Annotated in this window: 21 protein-coding genes; 11 read left to right on the forward strand and 10 right to left on the reverse strand. The window is 37.7% G+C overall.

Features of this window, described 5'->3' with window-relative positions:
* Positions 1–38: 38 nt before the first annotated feature.
* Complete coding sequence (locus tag ACHZEU_RS12810; RefSeq protein ID WP_082148191.1) at positions 39–758, forward strand: DUF421 domain-containing protein; 720 nt, start codon at positions 39–41, stop codon at positions 756–758.
* A 25-nt stretch (positions 759–783) separates the two neighbouring features.
* On the opposite strand, the gene ACHZEU_RS12815 is transcribed toward ACHZEU_RS12810, so the two are convergent.
* Positions 784–1,488 carry a CBS domain-containing protein gene (locus ACHZEU_RS12815; protein WP_048395772.1) on the reverse strand — a complete coding sequence of 235 codons (705 nt, stop codon included), beginning with the start codon at positions 1,486–1,488 and terminating at the stop codon, positions 784–786.
* A 175-nt stretch (positions 1,489–1,663) separates the two neighbouring features.
* On the opposite strand from ACHZEU_RS12815, the gene ACHZEU_RS12820 reads away from it, so the two are divergent.
* On the forward strand, positions 1,664–2,428 hold the full coding sequence (locus tag ACHZEU_RS12820) for a MerR family transcriptional regulator (protein WP_231595764.1): 765 nt from the start codon (positions 1,664–1,666) through the stop codon (positions 2,426–2,428).
* A 2-nt stretch (positions 2,429–2,430) separates the two neighbouring features.
* Positions 2,431–3,084, forward strand: a complete 654-nt coding sequence (locus tag ACHZEU_RS12825) for a GAP family protein (RefSeq protein ID WP_048395777.1) — start codon at positions 2,431–2,433, stop codon at positions 3,082–3,084.
* A 39-nt stretch (positions 3,085–3,123) separates the two neighbouring features.
* Here ACHZEU_RS12825 and ACHZEU_RS12830 read toward each other — a convergent pair whose 3' ends face one another.
* The 5 genes from ACHZEU_RS12830 to ACHZEU_RS12850 all read right to left on the reverse strand — a co-directional run bounded on the left by ACHZEU_RS12830 (position 3,124) and on the right by ACHZEU_RS12850 (position 6,506).
* Positions 3,124–3,906, reverse strand: coding sequence for an ABC transporter permease (locus tag ACHZEU_RS12830; protein WP_404803472.1), 783 nt, complete (start codon positions 3,904–3,906; stop codon positions 3,124–3,126).
* Positions 3,903–4,787 (reverse strand): ATP-binding cassette domain-containing protein, encoded by an 885-nt coding sequence (locus tag ACHZEU_RS12835; RefSeq protein ID WP_404803473.1) that lies wholly within the window; start codon positions 4,785–4,787, stop codon positions 3,903–3,905. The genes ACHZEU_RS12830 and ACHZEU_RS12835 overlap by 4 nt, the downstream gene beginning before the upstream one ends.
* Complete coding sequence (locus ACHZEU_RS12840; protein ID WP_081010918.1) at positions 4,784–4,987, reverse strand: PLDc N-terminal domain-containing protein; 204 nt, start codon at positions 4,985–4,987, stop codon at positions 4,784–4,786. Before ACHZEU_RS12840 ends, ACHZEU_RS12835 begins: the two co-directional genes overlap by 4 nt.
* A 118-nt stretch (positions 4,988–5,105) precedes the next feature.
* On the reverse strand, positions 5,106–5,537 hold the full coding sequence (locus ACHZEU_RS12845; protein ID WP_048395783.1) for a dual specificity protein phosphatase family protein: 432 nt from the start codon (positions 5,535–5,537) through the stop codon (positions 5,106–5,108).
* A 21-nt stretch (positions 5,538–5,558) separates the two neighbouring features.
* Positions 5,559–6,506 (reverse strand): carbohydrate kinase, encoded by a 948-nt coding sequence (locus ACHZEU_RS12850; protein ID WP_048395785.1) that lies wholly within the window; start codon positions 6,504–6,506, stop codon positions 5,559–5,561.
* Between the two features lie 156 nt (positions 6,507–6,662).
* Here ACHZEU_RS12850 and ACHZEU_RS12855 point away from each other — a divergent pair, with 156 nt between their 5' ends.
* From ACHZEU_RS12855 to ACHZEU_RS12885, 7 genes are all read left to right on the forward strand, one after another.
* Positions 6,663–7,226: a GNAT family N-acetyltransferase gene (locus ACHZEU_RS12855; RefSeq protein WP_048395787.1), complete on the forward strand. Its 564-nt coding sequence runs from the start codon at positions 6,663–6,665 to the stop codon at positions 7,224–7,226.
* An 18-nt stretch (positions 7,227–7,244) separates the two neighbouring features.
* Positions 7,245–8,159 carry a DMT family transporter gene (locus ACHZEU_RS12860; protein WP_048395789.1) on the forward strand — a complete coding sequence of 305 codons (915 nt, stop codon included), beginning with the start codon at positions 7,245–7,247 and terminating at the stop codon, positions 8,157–8,159.
* A 199-nt stretch (positions 8,160–8,358) separates the two neighbouring features.
* Complete coding sequence (locus tag ACHZEU_RS12865; RefSeq protein ID WP_048395791.1) at positions 8,359–9,465, forward strand: extracellular solute-binding protein; 1,107 nt, start codon at positions 8,359–8,361, stop codon at positions 9,463–9,465.
* 83 nt (positions 9,466–9,548) lie between these two features.
* Entirely contained in the window at positions 9,549–10,619 is a 1,071-nt protein-coding gene (locus ACHZEU_RS12870) for an ABC transporter ATP-binding protein (RefSeq protein WP_048395792.1), read from the forward strand.
* A gap of 12 nt (positions 10,620–10,631) precedes the next feature.
* Complete coding sequence (locus ACHZEU_RS12875; RefSeq protein ID WP_048395794.1) at positions 10,632–12,338, forward strand: iron ABC transporter permease; 1,707 nt, start codon at positions 10,632–10,634, stop codon at positions 12,336–12,338.
* A gap of 27 nt (positions 12,339–12,365) precedes the next feature.
* A complete protein-coding gene (gene argH / locus ACHZEU_RS12880; RefSeq protein ID WP_048395796.1) occupies positions 12,366–13,880 on the forward strand; it encodes an argininosuccinate lyase in 1,515 nt (504 codons plus the stop codon).
* On the forward strand, positions 13,877–14,824 hold the full coding sequence (locus tag ACHZEU_RS12885) for an N-acetylglucosamine kinase (RefSeq protein WP_048395798.1): 948 nt from the start codon (positions 13,877–13,879) through the stop codon (positions 14,822–14,824). Before argH ends, ACHZEU_RS12885 begins: the two co-directional genes overlap by 4 nt.
* A gap of 21 nt (positions 14,825–14,845) precedes the next feature.
* On the opposite strand, the gene ACHZEU_RS12890 is transcribed toward ACHZEU_RS12885, so the two are convergent.
* The 4 genes from ACHZEU_RS12890 to ACHZEU_RS12905 form a co-directional block, all read right to left on the reverse strand.
* Positions 14,846–16,141: a transglutaminase domain-containing protein gene (locus tag ACHZEU_RS12890; RefSeq protein WP_404803474.1), complete on the reverse strand. Its 1,296-nt coding sequence runs from the start codon at positions 16,139–16,141 to the stop codon at positions 14,846–14,848.
* Between the two features lie 99 nt (positions 16,142–16,240).
* Entirely contained in the window at positions 16,241–17,377 is a 1,137-nt protein-coding gene (locus tag ACHZEU_RS12895) for a transglutaminase domain-containing protein (RefSeq protein WP_404803475.1), read from the reverse strand.
* 253 nt (positions 17,378–17,630) lie between these two features.
* A complete protein-coding gene (locus tag ACHZEU_RS12900) occupies positions 17,631–17,891 on the reverse strand; it encodes a metal-sensitive transcriptional regulator (RefSeq protein ID WP_004233098.1) in 261 nt (86 codons plus the stop codon).
* Between the two features lie 84 nt (positions 17,892–17,975).
* Positions 17,976–18,689 (reverse strand): glycosyltransferase family 2 protein, encoded by a 714-nt coding sequence (locus ACHZEU_RS12905; RefSeq protein WP_048395935.1) that lies wholly within the window; start codon positions 18,687–18,689, stop codon positions 17,976–17,978.
* Positions 18,690–18,927: 238 nt separating this feature from the next.
* On the opposite strand from ACHZEU_RS12905, the gene ACHZEU_RS12910 reads away from it, so the two are divergent.
* Positions 18,928–20,844, forward strand: coding sequence for an SEL1-like repeat protein (locus tag ACHZEU_RS12910; protein WP_048395934.1), 1,917 nt, complete (start codon positions 18,928–18,930; stop codon positions 20,842–20,844).
* The last annotated feature ends 24 nt before the right edge of the window (positions 20,845–20,868 follow it).

Consider the following 20,868-nt stretch of genomic DNA (forward strand, 5'->3'; position numbering starts at 1 on the left):
GCTATAGTTCGACAGCTGTAAAAGGAGTTGATATATGCATGGAAAGCTTTATTCATGCTCACTTTTGGGAAATGATTCTACGAACAACACTTTCGTTTTTTGCCTTACTAATTCTGGCACGTCTACTTGGTAAAAAACAATTAGGCCAGTTAACGTTTTTCCATTACATTACAGGTATTACATTTGGGTCGATCGCTTCAGAAATTGCCTCTCAGGAAGAAACACCATTTTTAGATGGTTTGATTTCTCTCGTTTGGTGGAGTGCTTTAACGTATTTGATGACCGTTATTACGATTAAATCTAAAAAAGCTCGCGTTCTCATTGATGATAAACCAACAATTGTTATTCAAAAGGGTCTTATATTAGAATCAGCACTACAAAAAAACCGTCTTCATCTAGATGAGCTTACAATGATGTTACGTGAACAAGCCATTTTCTCCGTACAGGACGTTGAGTATGCTTTACTAGAAACGAATGGAAAGCTCAGTGTGCTACAAAAAACCTCTGAACAAGTGGCTACAAAGCAGGATGTTAAAGCCGATGTATCACCACCTACCTACCTTCCTACAGAAGTTATTTCTGATGGTCAACTTATTACCGAGAATATTGTTGAACTTGAGCTGACAGAAGACTGGGTAATAAAGAAATTGAAAAAGCAAAATGTGCATTCTGTAGAAGAAGTTTATTTTGCTCAAGTCCAAACAAATGGTTCCTTGTACATCAGCTTAAAAGATAAAGCGAGACATTCAAGCCCTTAATTGCTTGTCTAGTCTCGTTTTTTTGTTAATCAATTTTGACAATATCTAAGGGCGTAATAATACCGAGTAATCTTTGATGTGGTTGACCATGCTCCGTTATTAATAATGCCTCAAAGCGTCTCCCTCTTTCGACTCCTTGTTTAAATATTTCCTCAGCCTCATAGATGGATATCGTTCTACTGACAAATTTGTAATTCACTCTATTTTTCTCATGCAATAAGATATCATGCAGTGTTGGTATTCTTTTCGGTAAATGATCACCACCCATCTTTGACGCAAGCCAATTTGTGATTCCTACTGTTGTGATGAGCCCCTTAAACTGCTTATTATAATAAACAGGAAATTGTGTATATTTGCGCTGACGTATCACTTTTAAAACATGTTTTAAAGAATCATTTTCTTGAAAAATCAATACTCTTTTACGGAACATTTGCCCCACAAGCGTTGGCTTAGCAAGGGTAGCATCTATGTATTCAATTCGTTCTACAACATCAGTATGTGGCTCTGCAATCACATAATGTAATGATGTACGATGATGCACAATCGCATTTCGTAAGTCCGCATATGAGCGGAGATCATCTTCATATTTCTTCACCAAGACATCCTTTTTCTTTGCTTGATCAATCAGCCGATAAAAAGGCATAAAATCCTTCGCACCTACAATATCTCTCAGTCTATGATCTATTCGATTAAACGCTGTCAGGAAACGATCGGAATTTTCAGTTCCCACTTTTCATGTCCCTTCTTTCTATAGTAGTCTATATATTTTCCGAGTTATTTGACAAATTTCGAGTTACACACCCATTATATTCCTAAGTTATAGAGATTCCAAGAAAGGAGTTTTACAATCCCTCTTGAAAGTGACGTTACGTCATTTTATATAATGTCATTAACAGAGAGGAGGAGTGATTACCTTGATTACGATTCACAATGTATCAAAACAAACTGGCATTTCTGTTCGAACGTTACGTTACTATGAGGAGATCGGCTTGTTACTTCCTATAGCAAAGACTGAGGGGGGACATAGGATATACGGAGAGAACGAACTCAAAACGTTACAACAGATTGTATTTTTAAAGGCATTGGGCTTCAAGTTGAAAGAAATTCAGACGCTTATCAATAATTCATGGAACTGGGAAGCAAGTTTAGACCATCAGTTAGCTTTTGTAGCAGAAGAGCAAAAGAAACTACAGCAAATGAAGAACACTATTCTTGGATTAAAGAATGCTTCGTCTATCGAAGGTGGGTTGACAGAGTCCCTTATCCAAAAGTACATTAAGCTTTCAAATCAAGAACGAGATAATAAGCAAGCCTTCCGCCAGCAGATTTTTGCAGCTACAGAAATGGAACTACTTAGAAAATTACCCAATTTAAATAAAAATGATCCTAATTCTTTAGAGTGGATTGGTTTATTAGGTCAATTAAAGCAGCTTCATAAGGAAAGTCCTGAAGCCGATTCCGTTCAGTTTATTATTAAACGAATGATGGAAAAAGCCGAGGTAGAATATAACGGAAATGATGAATTTTTAGAGAAGATGTGGACCATAAGAAAATCTACTTATAAATCTGAACAAATTGGATTATATCCTTTAGAGGAAGAATTTCTACATTTTATAGAGCAGGCTTTTCATGTTTATGAAACAAAAAAACAGGCGTTAGGAAAATCATAATCATGAACATAGAAATGTTGCTACTGATTGGTACCTTAGCTTTGTTAGACATGTTTAGTCCTTCTATAATTGGCGTATCCGTCTATGTATTGCTTGTGGCTAAAAAACAGCAGATCCGCCTTTTATTAACCTATTTAATGACTGTTGGGTTGTTTTACTTTAGTACTGGGAATTTTTTAATGTTAGGTCTAGGTGTCATATTCAACCCTATTTCTAATTTGCTAGATAGTTACTCAGCTCGATTAATCATGACCATAGTAGGGGGAATTTTATTTATTGGCAGTTGGTTAGTTCCAAAAAGAAAGGCAAATGGACCCCCTAAACCAAAATCTTTACATGTGGGCTCTATGGTAGCTTTAGGTTTCACAACTTCTATTTTAGAAGTTGCAACCGCTCTTCCTTATTTCGCGGCAATAGGTATTTTAACGAGTAATCAAATAGTGTTTTATGAATGGTTACCTTTATTGGCAGGATATAATTTAGTAATGATTGCACCAGGGATCATCCTACTATGCTTACATCTATTATTCCGCCGATTTATGAATAAACCTTTAAGAAAAATTCAAACGCTTTTTGATCAAAGAACAAGCTCGACCCTTTCTTGGATTATGTTCTTTGTAGGATTGATTTTGCTTATAAATGGTAGGATGATTTAAAATAAAAAACGGTAAAAATCCATTTTTACCGTTTTCTCTTCAGATTTTTGTCATAGACGCATTTCTTTTCATCATCACGATACCAATGCCGATGCAGATAATTGTCAATGCTAGCGTAATGACTAAGCTCCACCAGTAATCTGACATCTCTATTGTTCCTCGAAATTTTGCAATTCCGTAGCTTGCCAGTTTCCACGGAGATATTGTCCAAAAGATTCCTATAATCATATCGATAATTTGCCCAACAAAGATTACTGTAAATGCACATGTTGTAGCAATAACTGTTTTGAAGCTGGCAMTCATCATTAACGTAACAACTATCACAAATAGCAGCCAAATATAGTACGTAGAAAAGCTTACTAACAGTGCACCCACGTCCAACGTTCCATATAGAATAGTAGTATAATAGACACTTGCACCAAACCCAGCTAAAATACTAACAAAACAAATGGTGCTCATAACAACAAATTTACTCAAAAAATATGCGCCAAATGATATAGGCCTAGAATATAGTAATGTTGCCATACCATTAGCGCGTTCCTTACTAATAGCTCCTACAAATGAAGCCATCATCACCAATAAGCCAATTGTTTGAAATTGCCCGATAGAAGCTTGAATTAAATCCAGTGGCATTAATTCTGGCATCAACATTTCAAAGCCCTCTGGAACATTTCCAACAGCATTTAAAATATCCATCATATAATAGTTTGTTAGTGGATCACTCATTCCAAGCAGAGCAAACACTAGAGGAATCCATAGAAACTTCCAACTCCGCCATGCTTCTCTAAATTCCTTTTGCAGAAGTACATTGAATCCTCTCATGCCTTTTTCGCCACCTTCATGAAAATTTCTTCCAAAGATGCTGTCTGTCGCTCTACCTTTCTAATTGTATAAGGACATTCACTTAACCGTTGAAGCAACATTTTCATCGTCGGCTCTTCATTCACGATCTCAATATACACATTACAACCTATTACATGATTAGAGGAATTTGCAAAAAGCTTAGCCTCTTCTTCACTGCCAAATTCAATGACATAATTTTGCTCATCAAAACGTTGCCGTACTTCACGTAATGTTCCCTGCTCTACTAGTTTTCCATTTTGCAAGAATAATAGTTGATCTGTCATTTCTTCAGCATCATTTAAAATATGCGTTGAGTATAAAATAGTCGTCTCTTGCTGTAGTCCTTTTAATAAATCAAGTACTTCTCTACGGCCAACTGGATCTAATGCTGAAACAGGTTCGTCTAATAGCAGTAATTTAGGCTTATGCACTATTGCTTGGGAAATACCTAGTCGCTGCTTCATTCCACCTGAAAAAGAGGCTATTTTTTTATGTTGGACGTCCCCTAACCCTACAAATTCTAAGGTTTTTTGTGCTTCTAATTTAGCCTTTTTGGCTGCTACACCATTCAATTTTGCAGCCATTTCTGTAAACTCTAACGCAGTTAACCAAGGATGAAATTGTGGATATTGGGGTAAAAAACCTATATGCGCACGTAAATCATTACCTAGCATTTTTACATTTCCAGCAGTCGGTCTTAAAAGCCCCGTTAACATAGATAAAGTGGTTGTCTTGCCAGCTCCATTTGGACCAATTAAAGCCGTAGAAGTTTTTTCCTCTAAGTTAAAATGAATAGCATCTACAACTTTGTGCTCTGCAAATTGCTTGGTCAAACCTATAACTTGAAGTAAAGTTGTCATGACTGCTTTCTCCCCACTATAAAGTACGCAATTGATCCAAATAGATTAGCAAAAAGAATAATAAACACCCAAAGAATTTTAGGGCCGTTTGTTGCATGAATTTTTCGTAAATCAATAAGTGCTACAATCATCAAAATAATTTGAACGATGATGAGCGGTGCTATTACTGCCCATGGAACTTTTGCTAATTCCTCCATCATACAGATCACCTCATTATTTGTTATACATTAACTATAACAACTTTGTTCTAATATGTATAGAACAAAGTATCTCTTACATCATAAAAAAAGATGTACCTTAATTAGTACATCTTCTCAATTATTTATAAAGTTTTTGCAGCGCGTCTTCCATTTTAGGGCGTATCGTCACCAATGGACGAGCTTTTTTGACAGCTGCCTGTGCTGCTTCTAATGAATCAGCCATTCCCAACTCCATTAATATAGCAGTAGCTGCAACACCTGCACGTCCACCACCACTTCCACAGTGAACATATACTTTTTGCCCTGTCTCAAAGGCTATAGCAACTTCTTGCGCGACTTGTTGAATGGATGATGCTACCTCACTATCTTCATCTGCTATAGGCATATGTTTATAAGAATAAGGAACTGTCTCCTGGTCTTGAGGGGATAGCCCTTGAACACGAACATCTATCACAACATCAACGGATTCTTGTGTAAATGCAGCCTCTGCATCTTTTGCACCGCCAAAGAACAGTTGATCCTTTACTAAAACATCGTAGTCTTTCCCCATATTCTCCACGCCTCACATGTTTTATTTTAGTAAATGCTTAATATCCTCATAATATGGTAGAGCCGTTAAAGCACCTGCTTTTGTTGCGGCAAACGCTCCTAATTTGTTGCCAAAGCTTGTACAACGCACTAGTTCTTCTTTTGTTGTAGGTAAACCATTGTAATGGACATCACGTAGGACACCTGCCATAAATGCATCTCCCGCACCTGTTGTATCCACAGGCACTACTTTCTCAGTCGGTACATGTATAACTTCACCATTAAGGACTGCATAAGTCCCGTTTTCTCCTACGGTAATTAAAATAATAGGCACTAAATAGCTATTTAATTGCTCGATACCGTCTTCTAAGCTACTTGTCTCTGTCAGGAAGAATAGCTCATCATCCGTCACCTTTAAAATATCGACATCCTCAAAAAATGATGTAATCGTATCTCGACAAATTTCTTCACTGCTCCAACGTAAAGGACGAATATTTGCATCCATTGCAATAATCGCACCCTTGTCCTTAGCCATTTCTACTGCTACTCGTGTTGTAGCAAGAGCCGTTGGATGGAACATTGTGCCTGAACACACCGTTAAAGCAGAGGCATGCTTAAAAGCTGCTTCATTTAGCTGTGATGGTTCAACTTGTAAATCAGGTGTTTCATCAACATAATCCTTAAAAATTCGCTCACATGCTTCTGTTAGATGCACATATACACCACTTACTCGTTTTGCTGGATCAAATACGGCATAATCCAGTTTCACACCCTCTTGGGCAAGCCCATCTCGCACAAATTGCGAGCCCTCGTCATCCCCCGTAATTGTAATTAATGCGGAAGGCGCACCAATGCGGCTAATACCCGCTGCAACATTGACCGTTGCGCCACCCATATATTTAGTAAATGATGTGTTTGTTACATCATCAGCAATATAGTCAATAAAAGCATCTCCATAGACTAATATAAAATCCTTCTCTTGCTTTGTCATGATAGTCCTCCTGAAAGTCTAGTCATTATAGATTAACACGAAAATTGTCATTCTATAAAGGTTTTTACTTTTGGCATTTCTTTATGAGAGGATGGATAACTTGAGTCATCCCCTATCTTTGTTATACTTGCCTATAGAAAGGTAGGGATTATCAAAATGAGTATTACAATTCGACAAGCGCAACCACAAGATGCCCATGCCGTTGTGCCTTTAATTATCGACGCCATTGGCGATATTGCTAATCGCTTAACTGGTGAGCAATCAAGGGAGGCTGTTATACAAGAGCTGACTGTTCTTTTTCACCAAGAAGACAATCGACATTCTTATTTAAATACTTTTGTCGCTACTGAAAATGAACAGATTTTGGGGATTCTCGTTTATTATCACGGCGAACAAGCCGTTCACATGGACGCTAACCTTGTTAAATGGCTTGAAGCAAAAAATGCGCCATCCATTGTTATTGACCAAGAAGCCCATGAAGATGAGGCTTACATTGATACAGTTTGTGTTGCACCAGCTGCACGTGGTAAAGGAATCGGAACATTGCTATTACAATTTGCTGAAGAGCTGACAAAGCAGCGTGGCTATACAAAATTATCTTTAAATGTTGAAACCCAAAAAGAAGAAGCTCGCCGTCTTTATGAACGACTAGGCTTTGTTATTACGGAGCCTTGGTCAATTATTGATGAGCCTTTTCACCATATGGTTAAACAGTTTTAGGAAGTGAATAACTAATATATGAAAAACAATTTGATTTACCCTCTTTTGATTGTTATTGCATCTAGTAGTTACGGGATCTTGTCGACTATTGTCAAAGTAGCTATGCAGCATGGCTTTACATCAGCGGAGGCTGTATCAAGCCAATATATTATTGGCTTTTTACTCGTAATATCCATCTTTATTTTTACTGACAGAAAATTACCAAGACCGTCCAAGAAGGGCTTACTTATTTTAATATGCGCGGGAATTTTTACAGGGACAACAGGTATCGTGTACGGAGAATCTTTAAAGTATCTTCCTGCTTCTCTTGCAGTAGTCATGTTATTCCAATTTACATGGATTGGTCTACTGATTGATTGTGCCCTCCATAAAAGATTACCAAGTAGACCTGAAGTAATTTCAATCGTTATCTTATTTATAGGAACGATTCTAGCTGCAGGTGTATTAAATGTAGATTTAAGTGACATTCCTATTCAAGGATGGCTATTCGGTTTTACAGCAGCCGTTACTTTTGCATGTTTTATTCAATTTAATTCTCGACCCGTCGAGGGCGTGACTACCACATCAAGGGTATTAATCGTTTCCTCTGTAGCCCTTATTTTGATCAGTATTTTCCTAAGCCCAGAGGTTATTTGGAACGGTAAACTATTCATGCAAGGCCTGTGGAAATACGGACTAGCACTAGGTCTTTTCGGTATCATTTTACCGATTTATCTATTTTCAATTGCTATCCCTAAAATCGGTGGTGCGCTTGCTTCTATTTTAAGTGCCATTGAATTACCAGTGGCTGTTACTGTTTCTGTTATTGTTTTGCATGAACCTTTAACTGCTGTACAAATTATCGGGATTGTACTGGTGATTGCTGGTATGATGCTGCCAACCATTGTTGCACAACGTCAACAAAAGGATAGCTTATTAGAAGCACATTCATAAAACGACAAAAAACTCCTTAAAAATGGAATGATTCCTTTTTAAGGAGTTTTTTTGAACTTTAATGAAATGCCATTGCTTACCATTATGCACTTCGTTATGATGAATGCAAATGTAATTTTTTAATAATTCTAACATTAATGTCCCCCTTCGGTATTATACTGCAATATGCAAGTAACTTACTTTAAGAAAGGGGAAGTTGATGAAAAAAGCCTATATTCTTGGTTTTTTCCTTATGTTAATGCTTTTCGTTTTAGCTGCTTGTAATGGCAAAGATCAGCAAAATTCTACAAATGATGCAGCAAATAATGACGAGGCATCGGATGGTAAAAAAACAGAAGTAGCAGCAACGTCGCCTTCAGGCAAGCTAGTAATTTACACTGGACGTGACGAAGAAATGGTGCAAAATGTGATCGATCAGTTTAATGAAAAATATCCAGACATTGAAGTAGAATTTCTAACGATGGGTGCTCAACAAATTTTAGAACGTCTTCGTGGAGAGAAAGCCAATCCTCAAGCAGATTTTTGGTGGGGCGGAACCCAATCAGCGCTCATTGTTGGCGCCAATGAAGACTTACTACATGCTTGGCAGCCGAGCTTTATTGACTCTATTGATACCACACACAAAGATGTTGAAGGACGATGGTTCGGCGAGATGCTGTTACCAGAAGTAATTATGATTAATAGTGATTTACTAACAAAAGAAACTGGTCCACAGGACTGGGATGACTTATTAGATCCTAAATGGAAGGATCAAATTTTAATCAGAGGTGTACTGGCGTCAGGCACAATGCGTACGATTTATTCTTCCATGATTGTACGGCAAGATGCAGATTCACCAGATAAAGGCTATGAATGGTTACTACAATTAGATGCCAATACAAAGGAGTACACACAAGACCCTAATGCCTTGTATTTAAAGCTAACACGTCAAGAAGGCAGTGTCTCCCTATGGAATCTACAAGATATTTTGTTAAAAAAATATACGACAGATTATCCTTTTGATTATATTTATCCTAAAAGTGGAGCACCTATTTTAGTAGACGGTGTAGCAGTTGTAAACAATGCGAAAAACCTAGAAAATGCGAAACTATTTGTAGAGTTTTTATTTGAAAAAGAGATGGTAACACAATTAGCTAATGATTACTATCAAATTCCTACACGTTCTGATATCGACAAAGCCTCCATGCCAGAATGGTATCAGGAATTAGATTTAAAAACATTTGATATTGATTGGCAGCTAATGTCTGACAAAGAAGCCGAATGGATGGAATACTGGGATAACAATATTAAAGGGCGCGGTAAATAGTAGAACGGGTAAAAATTCGGCTTATACAGCGAATTTTTACCTTCCTGTATCATCTAGATTCTTTGTTAGAGAGGAGCTAATGATTGAGAAGTGTCAGAATGGAAAATGTCTCGAAGCAATTTGGTCAAGTGTATGGCGTGAAAGACTTAAATCTTGAAATAAAAGCTGGTGAATTTTTTACCTTTCTCGGTCCTAGCGGCTGTGGCAAAACAACCACTTTAAGGATGCTTGCAGGCTTTTATTACCCAACTAAAGGCAAAATTCTTTTTGATGAGCGAGATGTCACTCGACTTCAGCCCAATAAGCGCAATATCGGCATGGTATTTCAAAATTATGCCCTTTTCCCCCATATGACAGTTGATGAGAATATTGCATTTGGTTTACAAGTTCGAAAATTTTCAAAAGCTGAGATTCAGAACAAGGTTGATCGAATTAGATGCCAAGTGCATCTTGCTGCTTACGGCAACAGAAAAATAAATGAGCTATCTGGTGGACAGCAGCAACGTGTTGCTTTAGCTAGAGCACTCGTGATAGAGCCAGATATTTTATTGCTTGATGAACCTCTATCCAATCTAGATGCAAAATTGCGTGAGGAAACACGTATTGAAATCAAACGAATCCAATCTGAGCTTGGAGTCACAACGATATACGTTACTCACGATCAAATGGAGGCCATGTCTATGTCGGATCGAATTATGGTCATGGAAAATGGCTATATCAAACAAATTGGTACTCCTCAGGAAATTTATCATCAACCCAAGGATCGTTTTGTGGCAAATTTTATTGGTGAAACTAATTTAATTGAATGCTCAATCCAAGCTATTGATGGGGAAAGTGTACAAGTACGAACAGTGAATGGACATAATTTAACTGGGCGAAAGCAACAAAGCTCTCCCTCCTTAACGCATATGATTGGAGACAAAGTATTTATTTCTATTCGTCCAGAATCGATTCAACTTGGTACTGGTGAAAACACATTAACAGGAAAAATTACATTTGTTGAATTCACAGGCATTAGCGTTAATTACATTGTAGATTTTACTGCGTTCTCACTTAAAGTAATGCTTATTAATTCTTATGACCAAATCAAAAAGATCGGTGAAGATATTACAATCCATATGGCACAAGATTCACTATACTTTTTAGGGGAATAGGAGGAAGCCAATATGGAGAAACAGTCTGAAAGTATGTGGACGCGAATTTTTCATGCTAATTGGTTTGTCTATGTTTTAATCTCGCCATTATTTTTAGTGTTATTCGCCTATGTGGTTTATCCCTTCTATCAAACTTTCATCCAAAGCTTTGCTGGTGATGAAGCATTCTTTCATTATAAGAAATTTTTTGATATAGCTAGTCCAGCAAATTTAGAGGCCTTGTGGACCAGTATTTATATTTCATTTATCAGTGTTATTTGCTGTGCACTTGTTGGGGTAACAATGGCCTTTTTACTAGAACGCTATAATTTCCCTGGGAGACGGATATTGTCTGTTTTAGTTTTGGTTCCAATGGCACTTCCTCCTCTAGTAGGTGTTTTGTCCTTTTCATTTTTATATGGTGATAGCGGGATTTTCCCACGAATTTTTCAGCATCTATTTGGGTTGGATCACGTTCCTTTTGCCTTGAAGGGAATATGGGGCGTCATCGTTGTTCATACATTCACAATGTATACGTACTTCTATTTGACTGCCTCTGCTGCTATTAAGGGGCTTGATCCTGCTCTTGAAGAGGCAGCTACTAGTCTGGGTGCAGGGCGTATTCGCGTATGGACAAAGGTTATTTTACCAATGCTCACACCTTCTATTGTTGCCTCATCCTTATTGGTGTTTATGATTTCTATGGCTTCTTATACTGCACCTTTGATGTTTGGTGTAGAGCGTACTATGACGATGCAAATTTATTTATCACGTACAAATGGTAATCTTGAAATGGCTGCGACACAGTCGATGATATTATCTTTTGTATCTATCACTTTTTTAATCATTATGCGCTGGTATCAAAATCGCAGAAATTATCAAAATCTAAGTAAGGGAATTAGTGTTCATCGTTCAGAGGTATCCTCAAAAAAGGTAAAAATTATAGCAACAATCGCTTCTTTTGTTGGCACATTAATATTGATACTGCCTATTTTAGTGTTGATATTGATCTCTTTTTCTGTGGATGGCGCTTGGAAAACGCAAATTCTCCCGACCGACTATACAATTGATCATTATATTGCCCTTTTTACTGATGAGCGCACATGGCGACCTATTTGGAACTCCATTCAAATGGGTGTCATTGCAACACTGGGCAATATTATCTTTGGTGTCGCGGCTGCTTATGCTATGGTGCGCTTAAATTTTAAGGGGAAAACCTTGCTCGATATTTTGATAATGGTACCTTGGGCTTTGCCAGGAACAGTTGTTGCTGTTAATTTAATTGCTGCTTTTAGTACAGAAAGTATCTTTAGTTTTAATCAAGTATTGATCGGGACATTTTGGATTTTGCCATTAGCCTACTTTATTCGACATTTACCACTTGTTTTTCGATCAACATCCGCCTCTCTTGTACAGCTAGATCAATCGATTGAAGAGGCATCACGTGGCTTAGGAGCCAACTGGTGGTATACATTTAGACGTATTGTCGTGCCTTTAACATTCACCGGGATTTTAGCAGGGACACTCTTAGCCCTCGTGCAAAGCTTTGGTGAATTCGTTGCATCCATTCTAATTTACAGTACATCCACTATTCCATTGTCTGTAGCGATATTCCAAAAATTATATGCATTTAAATTTGGGACCGCCTGTGCTTATGGTGTCTTACAAATTTGTTTAATTTTAGTTGTCCTTATTATTTCTGAAAAACTATCAAAAGGCAGTGCTGGTACAGCCATTTAGCTGCCAATCTATTAGGGGGCCATGACAATGTTTGAAGATTTTCGCAATAAAACACAGCTGGAAGATGGGATGATATTCCCTTCTAACATCTATCGAAAAATTGTTTTACAGCCAGCTTATGATGAGGCAAAAAAAAATTTTTTAACAATTATGCTACAAATCAATATTGCTCATTTAAAAATGTTAGAAGAACAAGGACTTGTAAAAAAAGATGAAGCAAAGCAAATTGGGATAGCTCTAAAAAAAATTGACTTAAATTATTATCGTTTAGAGGATTACAGTCCCCAATATGAGGATTTATTTTTCCGCATTGAAAATAAATTAATAGAGCTTGCTGGTGATGTTGCTGGAAATCTTCACATTGGCAGAAGCCGAAATGATATGGGTATTGCCATCTATCGAATGACATTAAGAAAAAAATTATTACTATTAATGCGCGAGTTACTAACATTACGTGATGATTTAATCGCTGCTGCAGAGGAACATATCGATACCATTATGATTGGCTACACACATACACAGCAGGCCCAGCCTACAACCTTCGCCCATTATTTAAAGGCCGTGATCGATCAGCTAGAGCGTGATTTTGAACGAATGCAGCATGTCTATAAAACCGTCAATCGTAGCAGTATGGGAGCCGCTGCCTTAACAACGACAGGCTTTAATATTAGTAGAGAACGTATGCGTGATCTACTAGCCTTTGATGATATTATCGAAAATGCATGGGATGCGGTTGCAGGAGCAGATTATATAGCTGAGGCTGCAAGTATTGTACAGCTTGCAGCACTCAATCTTGGCCGTACTTCTCAAGATTTTTTATTATGGGCTACTCAGGAGTTTAATGCGTTTACACTCGCAAGTCCATATGTGCAAATAAGCTCTATTATGCCTCAAAAGCGTAATCCTGTTTCTATAGAACATACACGCTCATTACTATCTGCGGTTGTAGGAGATGCAAGTACAGTATTACAGATGGTACATAATACACCTTTTGGCGATATCGTAGACACTGAGGATGATATGCAGCCTTATTTATGGCGTGCCATTGACCGCTTAATTGGTATTTATAAGTTGTTTGGTTCGCTTGTTGTTACAATGGATGTCAATAAGAAGAAGTTAAAAAATCGCGCTGAAAATAGCTTTGCGAATGTCACTGAGCTAGCTGATACATTAGTCCGTTCAGAGGGAATTTCCTTCCGTCAAGCACATAGTATTGTTAGTAAATGTATTAAGGTTCTACTTGCTCATGGAGAGGAATCATTAGCTAGTCTTACATGGGGACTTGCAAATACACAATCGAAATTGATCACGGGCAAGGAATTAACTATTTCAGAAGAGGATTTCTATAAGACATTAAAACCAGAATCTTTTGTTGGTGTACGAACATTACTAGGTGGACCCGCTCCAGCCACTATGAAAGCTGCCCTTGAACGCTCCAAACTGAATGCCCATGATTTTTATGAATGGATTCGCTTAAAGGAAAATTCCATTATTGAAGCAGAAAAAGAACTAACAGCCTTTCTAGAGGAATGGAATCAATGAAGCAATGGTTATTAATTATTGATGGTGGGGCGACAAAAACAGCATGTGCTGTTGTTCATGCTGAATCTGGTGACATTGAATATTCTATATCCGCTAAAGGCTCTAATTATCAAGCCATTGGTGTTGAATCAGCTACAGCAATCTTACAAGAGCTTTTAGCAAATGTTGAAACATTTTTGCAAAAGTATCCTAATTCTCAAATTGCTGTAGCTACCTTTGCTTTAGCTGGCATTGATTCTCCGAAGGATCATGCAACCGTCGTGGCCATTGTTCAAAATGCTCTTCAGACCACACAGCTACAAATCGATACGCTGATTATTGAAAATGATGCGGAGGCCACACTATTAGGTGTGACTGCTGGACAGGCAGGTGCACTACTCATCGCTGGAACAGGAGCTATTGCCTATGCCATTGATGGGCAACGAATTGTACGTGTAGGGGGTTGGGGACATCGGGCTGGCGATGAGGGAAGTGGGTATTGGTTAGGGCAGGAAGTCGTAAGAGCTATATTTAAAATGGAGGATGGTCGTGGGAAACCAACAATCTTAAAGGAAGCCGTCTATCAATCTTTAGGTATACAAGATGTTACAGAGCTCGCTGAATGGCTCTTCCGCCCTTCCTATACCAATGCACAACTGGCCAAGATGGGTTCCTTTGTGGCAAAGGCAGTCGAGCAAGAAGATGCTTGTGCCATCGAAATATCTCAACAAGCAGCCCACGAACTAGCTATTCTAGCAAACGCTGTATTGAAAAAAATTAACTATCAGAATACACCATTTACTCTATATTGTAATGGTGGTGCCATCAAACATAATCCACTCATTTTAAAGATGTTTACAGAGGAAATAACCTTCATGTATCCTCAAGTGGACATTACCCTTTGTCAGCATCAGCCTATTACTTATTTAATTGAACGAACAAAAAGGGCATATGACTGTTTATAAGTCATTGCCCTTTTCTTGTTTTTAAAGTGCCAGTCTCTTCAATTCATTCGTCGTAAAATAGAGATACCCATCCTTTATAAATAAATCCTTCGAATCCTCCCTATTAAGTACCTCTTCTCCACTACCATCTGGACGAATCTTTGTTAAATACGCCCCTCGTGAATAATTACTAAAGTAGAGCCAACCATCCGAATAAACGATATATTGTGCACGGGAATTTGTGACACGCTTCGTTTTACCAGTTTTCATATCTAGTACATATAACTTATTGTCATCTGCAATATTACTATAAAACAATTGGTCTCCAACCTGTGCTGGGAAGTCTATATCATGATAATAACTATACAGTGTGCTTGTTGCTTTTGGATAGTCTTCAGCAATCCACGTGTGATCCTTCGCCATTGTACGGTCATCTACTAAAAAGTATTGGTAGCGTATTGCGCCCTTACGATCTGGTACTGGATCATTCCATGTCGTATCGAGATGATACCATTGTCCATCCAGCTTGACTAGATTCCAAGCATGTCCCTCTTGACCTACATAGCCTACGATATATTTTGTTTCAATACCCAATTTTTGAAGCATAGAGTGGGCAAGTAAAGCATATCCCTGACATACTCCCCCGTGCTCGGCAAGAACGGTATAAGCGCTGTGTGGGCTAGAATTCGTTTGTTCTGTATAGGAAGTATTGGCAACAATATAGTCATTGACAGCTCGTACCTTTTCTACATCCGTCATAGATTTTTTACTAATCTTAGCAATAATTTCTTGAACATTCATCTCTACATATGCCGCCTGCTCTGGCGTCATTAAATAGCTCTGTTCTCCAAAAATAGTTGCTTTATTTCGCCCATATTCATATCGAATTGAATGTTTACTTACATGGCCGTAAACATAGTCATCGCGTTTGATAGCATTGTTATAGGCCTCTTCTACAATTTGTTCAATTCGCTGTGTATTCCCTTTATATTGAATTTCAAACTTTGGTGAAAAGCTATTATAATACGCATACATCGCATCAGCCAGTTCCTTGGCATTTGTCACGACTAACTTTGTTTCAGGTTTCTGAATAGGTGGAGCTGTAGGGACTACCTCCGCTTCATGGACATCTTCTATAGGTAGGGCTGTTTCAATTGAGGCATTATCTGAAAGTCTTGCAGTAACATCTACAATCTTCTCTTTAGTTGAAAGTAGCATAGTTTCTATTTCATCATTATTTGTCCAATCGACCACCTGCTGAACAACAGCCTTACCAGCCGTATAAATAGGATCAATAAAAATAATAATAATGGCAATTATAGCTAATTTCTTCCACAAACTCCTCACCTCCAACCGTCTTCTTTACATTATATACAAAAAAAGCACAAAGAACTCACTTAAGGGTCCATTTGTGCCTGTTAATATTTGTTTGTTGACTTAATTAATTTTAAGTTTATGTTCTTTTGTCTGGACATTATACAGTAAATAATTGTCACTAACCTTTAAATTTGTTACTGGCTGCTTCACTAGCACCTCAGCTTTTAACGTTTTTAAATCTAGCTTTGTCAAATACCCACCGTTACTGTAATCACTATAATATAGGTTTTTATTAGTCCCTGTAATATACAACGCACGTTTATCTAATACCTTTGACTTGCTACCACTAGTCATATCAAGCTTATACAGTTTATCGTTATCTGCAGTATTACTAAAATAAACAATATTATTTAACTGATGTGCGAAATGAACATTAAGCATATAACTGTATTTAGTGCTTGTAGCAGTAGGATAATTTCCTTTAATCCAAGTGTGATCTTTGCTAATTTGATTGTCCGACACTAAAAAATAGTCATAGGACGCCGCACCAACGCGATTTGGCAAAGGATCGTTCCATGTTGTATCCAAATGATACCATTTCCCATCAACCTTTACTAAATTCCAAGCATGTGCCTCATTCCCATTTACAAAACCTACAACATATTTTGTCTCTATCCCAGACTGCTCTAACATAGCATGTGCTGCCAATGCATAACCCTGACATACAGCTTGTCCTTCAAAAAACAAAGCATAAGCACTATGTGGACTTGCCTTAGTTTTAGTCCCGTACATAGTATTGGATACAATATAATCGTTAATAGCTTTTACTTTTTGGAAATCTGTCATAGAAGGTTTGATAATATTTTTCAATATTAGATTAATCTTTTTTTGTACAGCTACTTCTTGAGTTTGACTTGTCAGGTACTTCATTTTATACGTTACATTCCCTAGAGAATCTGCGGAAACCATGGTACTTTCTATATGTCCACTTGCATAAACGGCTTGTTGCTTAGCTTTTTCAAGTGCGTCCATCATTTCTTTTTTGAGGTCGCCTATTTTGCCTGTATACGTAATTTTTATATCGGTCTCAAAGTTTTGTATTTGCTTTGCAAGTTCTTCTGTTAATTGATCCCAATTTGCTACTGTTGAGTTAGCTACCATAGGATAAATTTGGGAGGTATTTTCTGTTTGTTTTGCATAGACTGCAGTTGGACTTAATATCAATAAAGCCGCACCACATAACAATAATTTTTTCATCACTCATCACCTTCCCTTTGATTCTTTCTTCACTATTTAGCATAGCAAAGAATGTACCTACTAAGCTATCATACAAGTTCACTAACTAAGACTTTTAACTAAAAATATATTAAATTTTATATAATATAAAATACCTAATAATAAAATATAATTAGCGAATATAACTATTTTTTTGCAAAATAATAAAACTCACCTAATTAATAGTGAGTTTTATTTCGATTTAGATTCTGTAATTGTTCAGGAGTTTAGAAAATTATCTACTTTTCACCACTAAATTAACTGCTTCCTGAATGGCTTCGTTCATTTTTTCGCCATCCCCTTCAGCATTCTGTACACATTCCAATAGGTTTGTACTAACAATAACCCCAACTGTACGGTCTACAGCAGAGCGTACTGCTGATAATTGTGTAATGACTGCCTTACAGTCTTTTTCCTCCTCCATCATTTTCAAAATGCCACGTAGCTGTCCTTCCATCCGTTTCACACGATTTTTCACTTGATCTGAATATTCCATATACATTGCTCCTTCTCTTATACTCGCTACGCTCTAATGAGTGATCGTTATTCTTTATCCTAGCTCATTGTTTTAAATTTAAACCTAGCCATTACTATTCCTTGGCTTTAGATAATTTATGAGCATTCTCGTAATAATGGTACCAGCGTTTGTTATTTCATCGTACTGAATTATTGAATTCTTCTTTATACGTAATTGCCCAATTTCAACTTCGAAAACTGGACACTTTCTTTTAAGTGCAGCAACTAACATGTTTGTATCATAATCATAGCGTTCACCTTTTACTTTCATTAACCAAGGCAACTCATTGATGGAAATATAACGTAAACCTGTTTGTGTATCCATTAATTTCTTATGATATAGTATCTCGAAAAATAAGCTTGTTGCACGATTTCCCCAGTAAGAAAGAAATGTACTATCAGTTGAACGAAAGTTACGTACACCTAGCACAATCCCTTCAGAAAACACCTTTGTCATCGTTAAAACAAGCTTCACATCTTGTAAAGTATGTTGCCCATGGGCCCCAACTGTAAGGATACCATGGCACCTCGCTTGTTGTTCTCGTATATATGCAAAGGCGGTCTTAAGTGCGCCACCCTTACCAATATTGCAATCATGCTGTAGTACTTGGCAGCGTTCAATTTTATCTAGGTTTTCAAAAATATCTTTATATTTTTGATCACTCCCATCATTGACAATGATGATTTGTGTAATAGTCGTTGCTAGCAATTGATGTACATAGGTAATGAGTGATTGTTGTGGATTATATGCTGGTATAATAGCTGCAATATTTTTCATTTCGATCCCCCACCTAAAGGCTGACAGGTTCTCCGTAGCTACGAATCTCCCTTATATCAAATAGTATCATGTAACAGCAACAATTCAACTGATGAATCCCATTAAAACATATCAATAATATCGATTTTTCTCCGATATATGAACAAAGAGATGAAGAGGCGCTTTGTAAAAAGGTTGAATAAGAAATTGCTTGCAACGACGCCGAGGTAATTAACTGAAAGAGGTGAGTACTTTCGTCATGCATTATGAAAATCTTGAAGAACAATGTCAAAAATTAAGACAGCTGTCCTTCACAATATTAGCTAAAAATTTACAGGATGCTAGTTTGCTCGCCATTTCAACCCCAGCAGAATCCTTACAGAAGTCACTACTTGTATTAGAGGAAATTTTATATGAGATTTACCGATTGGAAATGCATACCGAACCTAAACTCAAAAATGTCCGAATGCTATTAAATAATCGAAGTTTTGTGGCGCAAATTCATCCTCGTCGGATTTATTTATTGATGAATCTAATTCATAAAATGACAAGCCATACTAGTAATGACATTGTAGAAGCCAAAGCAGCTAAAATTGTTTTAGATTATCTTAGCGATATTGTTGAATGGTTTATGAAGCGCTATGATCGTAGTTTCAAATCGAACCGCATGTCTTCTCATGCCACAGAACTTCCTTCAATATTTGATAAAAATATACTTCAGCATGAGCAGTCTCAAGAGGCTTACGAACATGCTGTCAAATGGTTTGAAGTAGCTGCCCAGAACGGAGATGCAAGTGCTCAATATAACTTAGGTGCTCTTTACAATCATGGTCGAGGGGTAGAAAGGGACTATCGGCTTGCAAAAATGTGGTATGAACGAGCTGCCGCACAAAATGACGCAAATGCTCACTATAGCCTTGGTGTACTTTATCATCTAGGCCAAGGTGTTATACAGGATTATCTAGAGGCTGCACGACATTACCAAATAGCTGCTGATTTAGAGAATGCTGACGCTCAATACAATTTAGGTGTACTCTATAATCAAGGCTTAGGCCTATCTCAAAATTTTAACGAAGCTGCCAAGTGGTATACCTTAGCAGCCAATCAAGGTAATACAAGTGCCCAAAACAATCTAGGCTTCCTTTATCATAATGGCACGGGTGTGGAGCAAAGCTATGATAAAGCCGTTGCTTATTTCAAAATGGCTGCCTTAACTGGAGATGCAAGTGCTCAATACAATCTCGGCTATATGCATCTAAAAGGGCGTGGTATTCCCCAAAACCAAGAAGAAGCGGCAAAATGGTTTCATATGGCTGCTTTACAGGACCATGTTAACGCAGAGTTTCAACTGGCCATGCTCTATAATACTGGGCAAGGAATGATAGAAGATCATATAGAAGCTTTAAAATGGTTCAAGCTAGCGGCACATAAAGGACATTTAAATGCTCAATACTGTCTTGGCCTGCTGTATGAAAAAGAACAGAATCTTGTGTCAGCAGAAAAGTGGCTACTGCTAGCTGCTGACAATGGCCATATCAGCGCTGGCTTCGAGCTAGGACGTCTATATGTATATCAGCTTCAAGATCCAGCCAAAGCAATGTCATATTTTAGGTCTGCGGCAGAAAAAGGCTATGCAGATGCTCAGTATGAGCTTGGCCTATTACTGACATCTGGAAATGGTGTTCCTATAAATTATAAGGAGGCCGTGATATGGTGGCGAGCAGCAACTGATCAATCACATATTCAAGCTGAATATCAATTAGGTCTACTATATGAACAGGGATTAGGGGTAGCCTTAAATCTTGAGGAGGCGCGCAGATGTTATCGCCTAGCAGCCATTCAAGGCCATGCAGGTGCGCAGTATCAACTAGGCAATATATTTGATAAAGGTAAAGGGGTAGAGCAGGATTACACAGAGGCAGCTAAATGGATTGAACAGGCTGCGTCACAAGGACATATGAAAGCACAATACCAATTAGCCCAAATGCACATTCATGGACAGGGCGTACCAAAGGACTTTGCAAAGGCAGCCCAGCTTTATCGACTATCTGCTAATCAAGGACATCAAAAAGCCCAATTCCAGCTTGGTATGCTATACAAAAAAGGGCATGGTGTTGCACAAGACTATCAAGAGGCGACAAGATGGCTGAAAAAGTCACTTGAAGAAATTAAATAAATATTTTAAAACCTACCGCATCAC

Source organism: Lysinibacillus sp. S1 (genome assembly GCF_044986265.1).
Taxonomy (GTDB): Bacteria; Bacillota; Bacilli; order Bacillales_A; family Planococcaceae; genus Lysinibacillus; species Lysinibacillus capsici.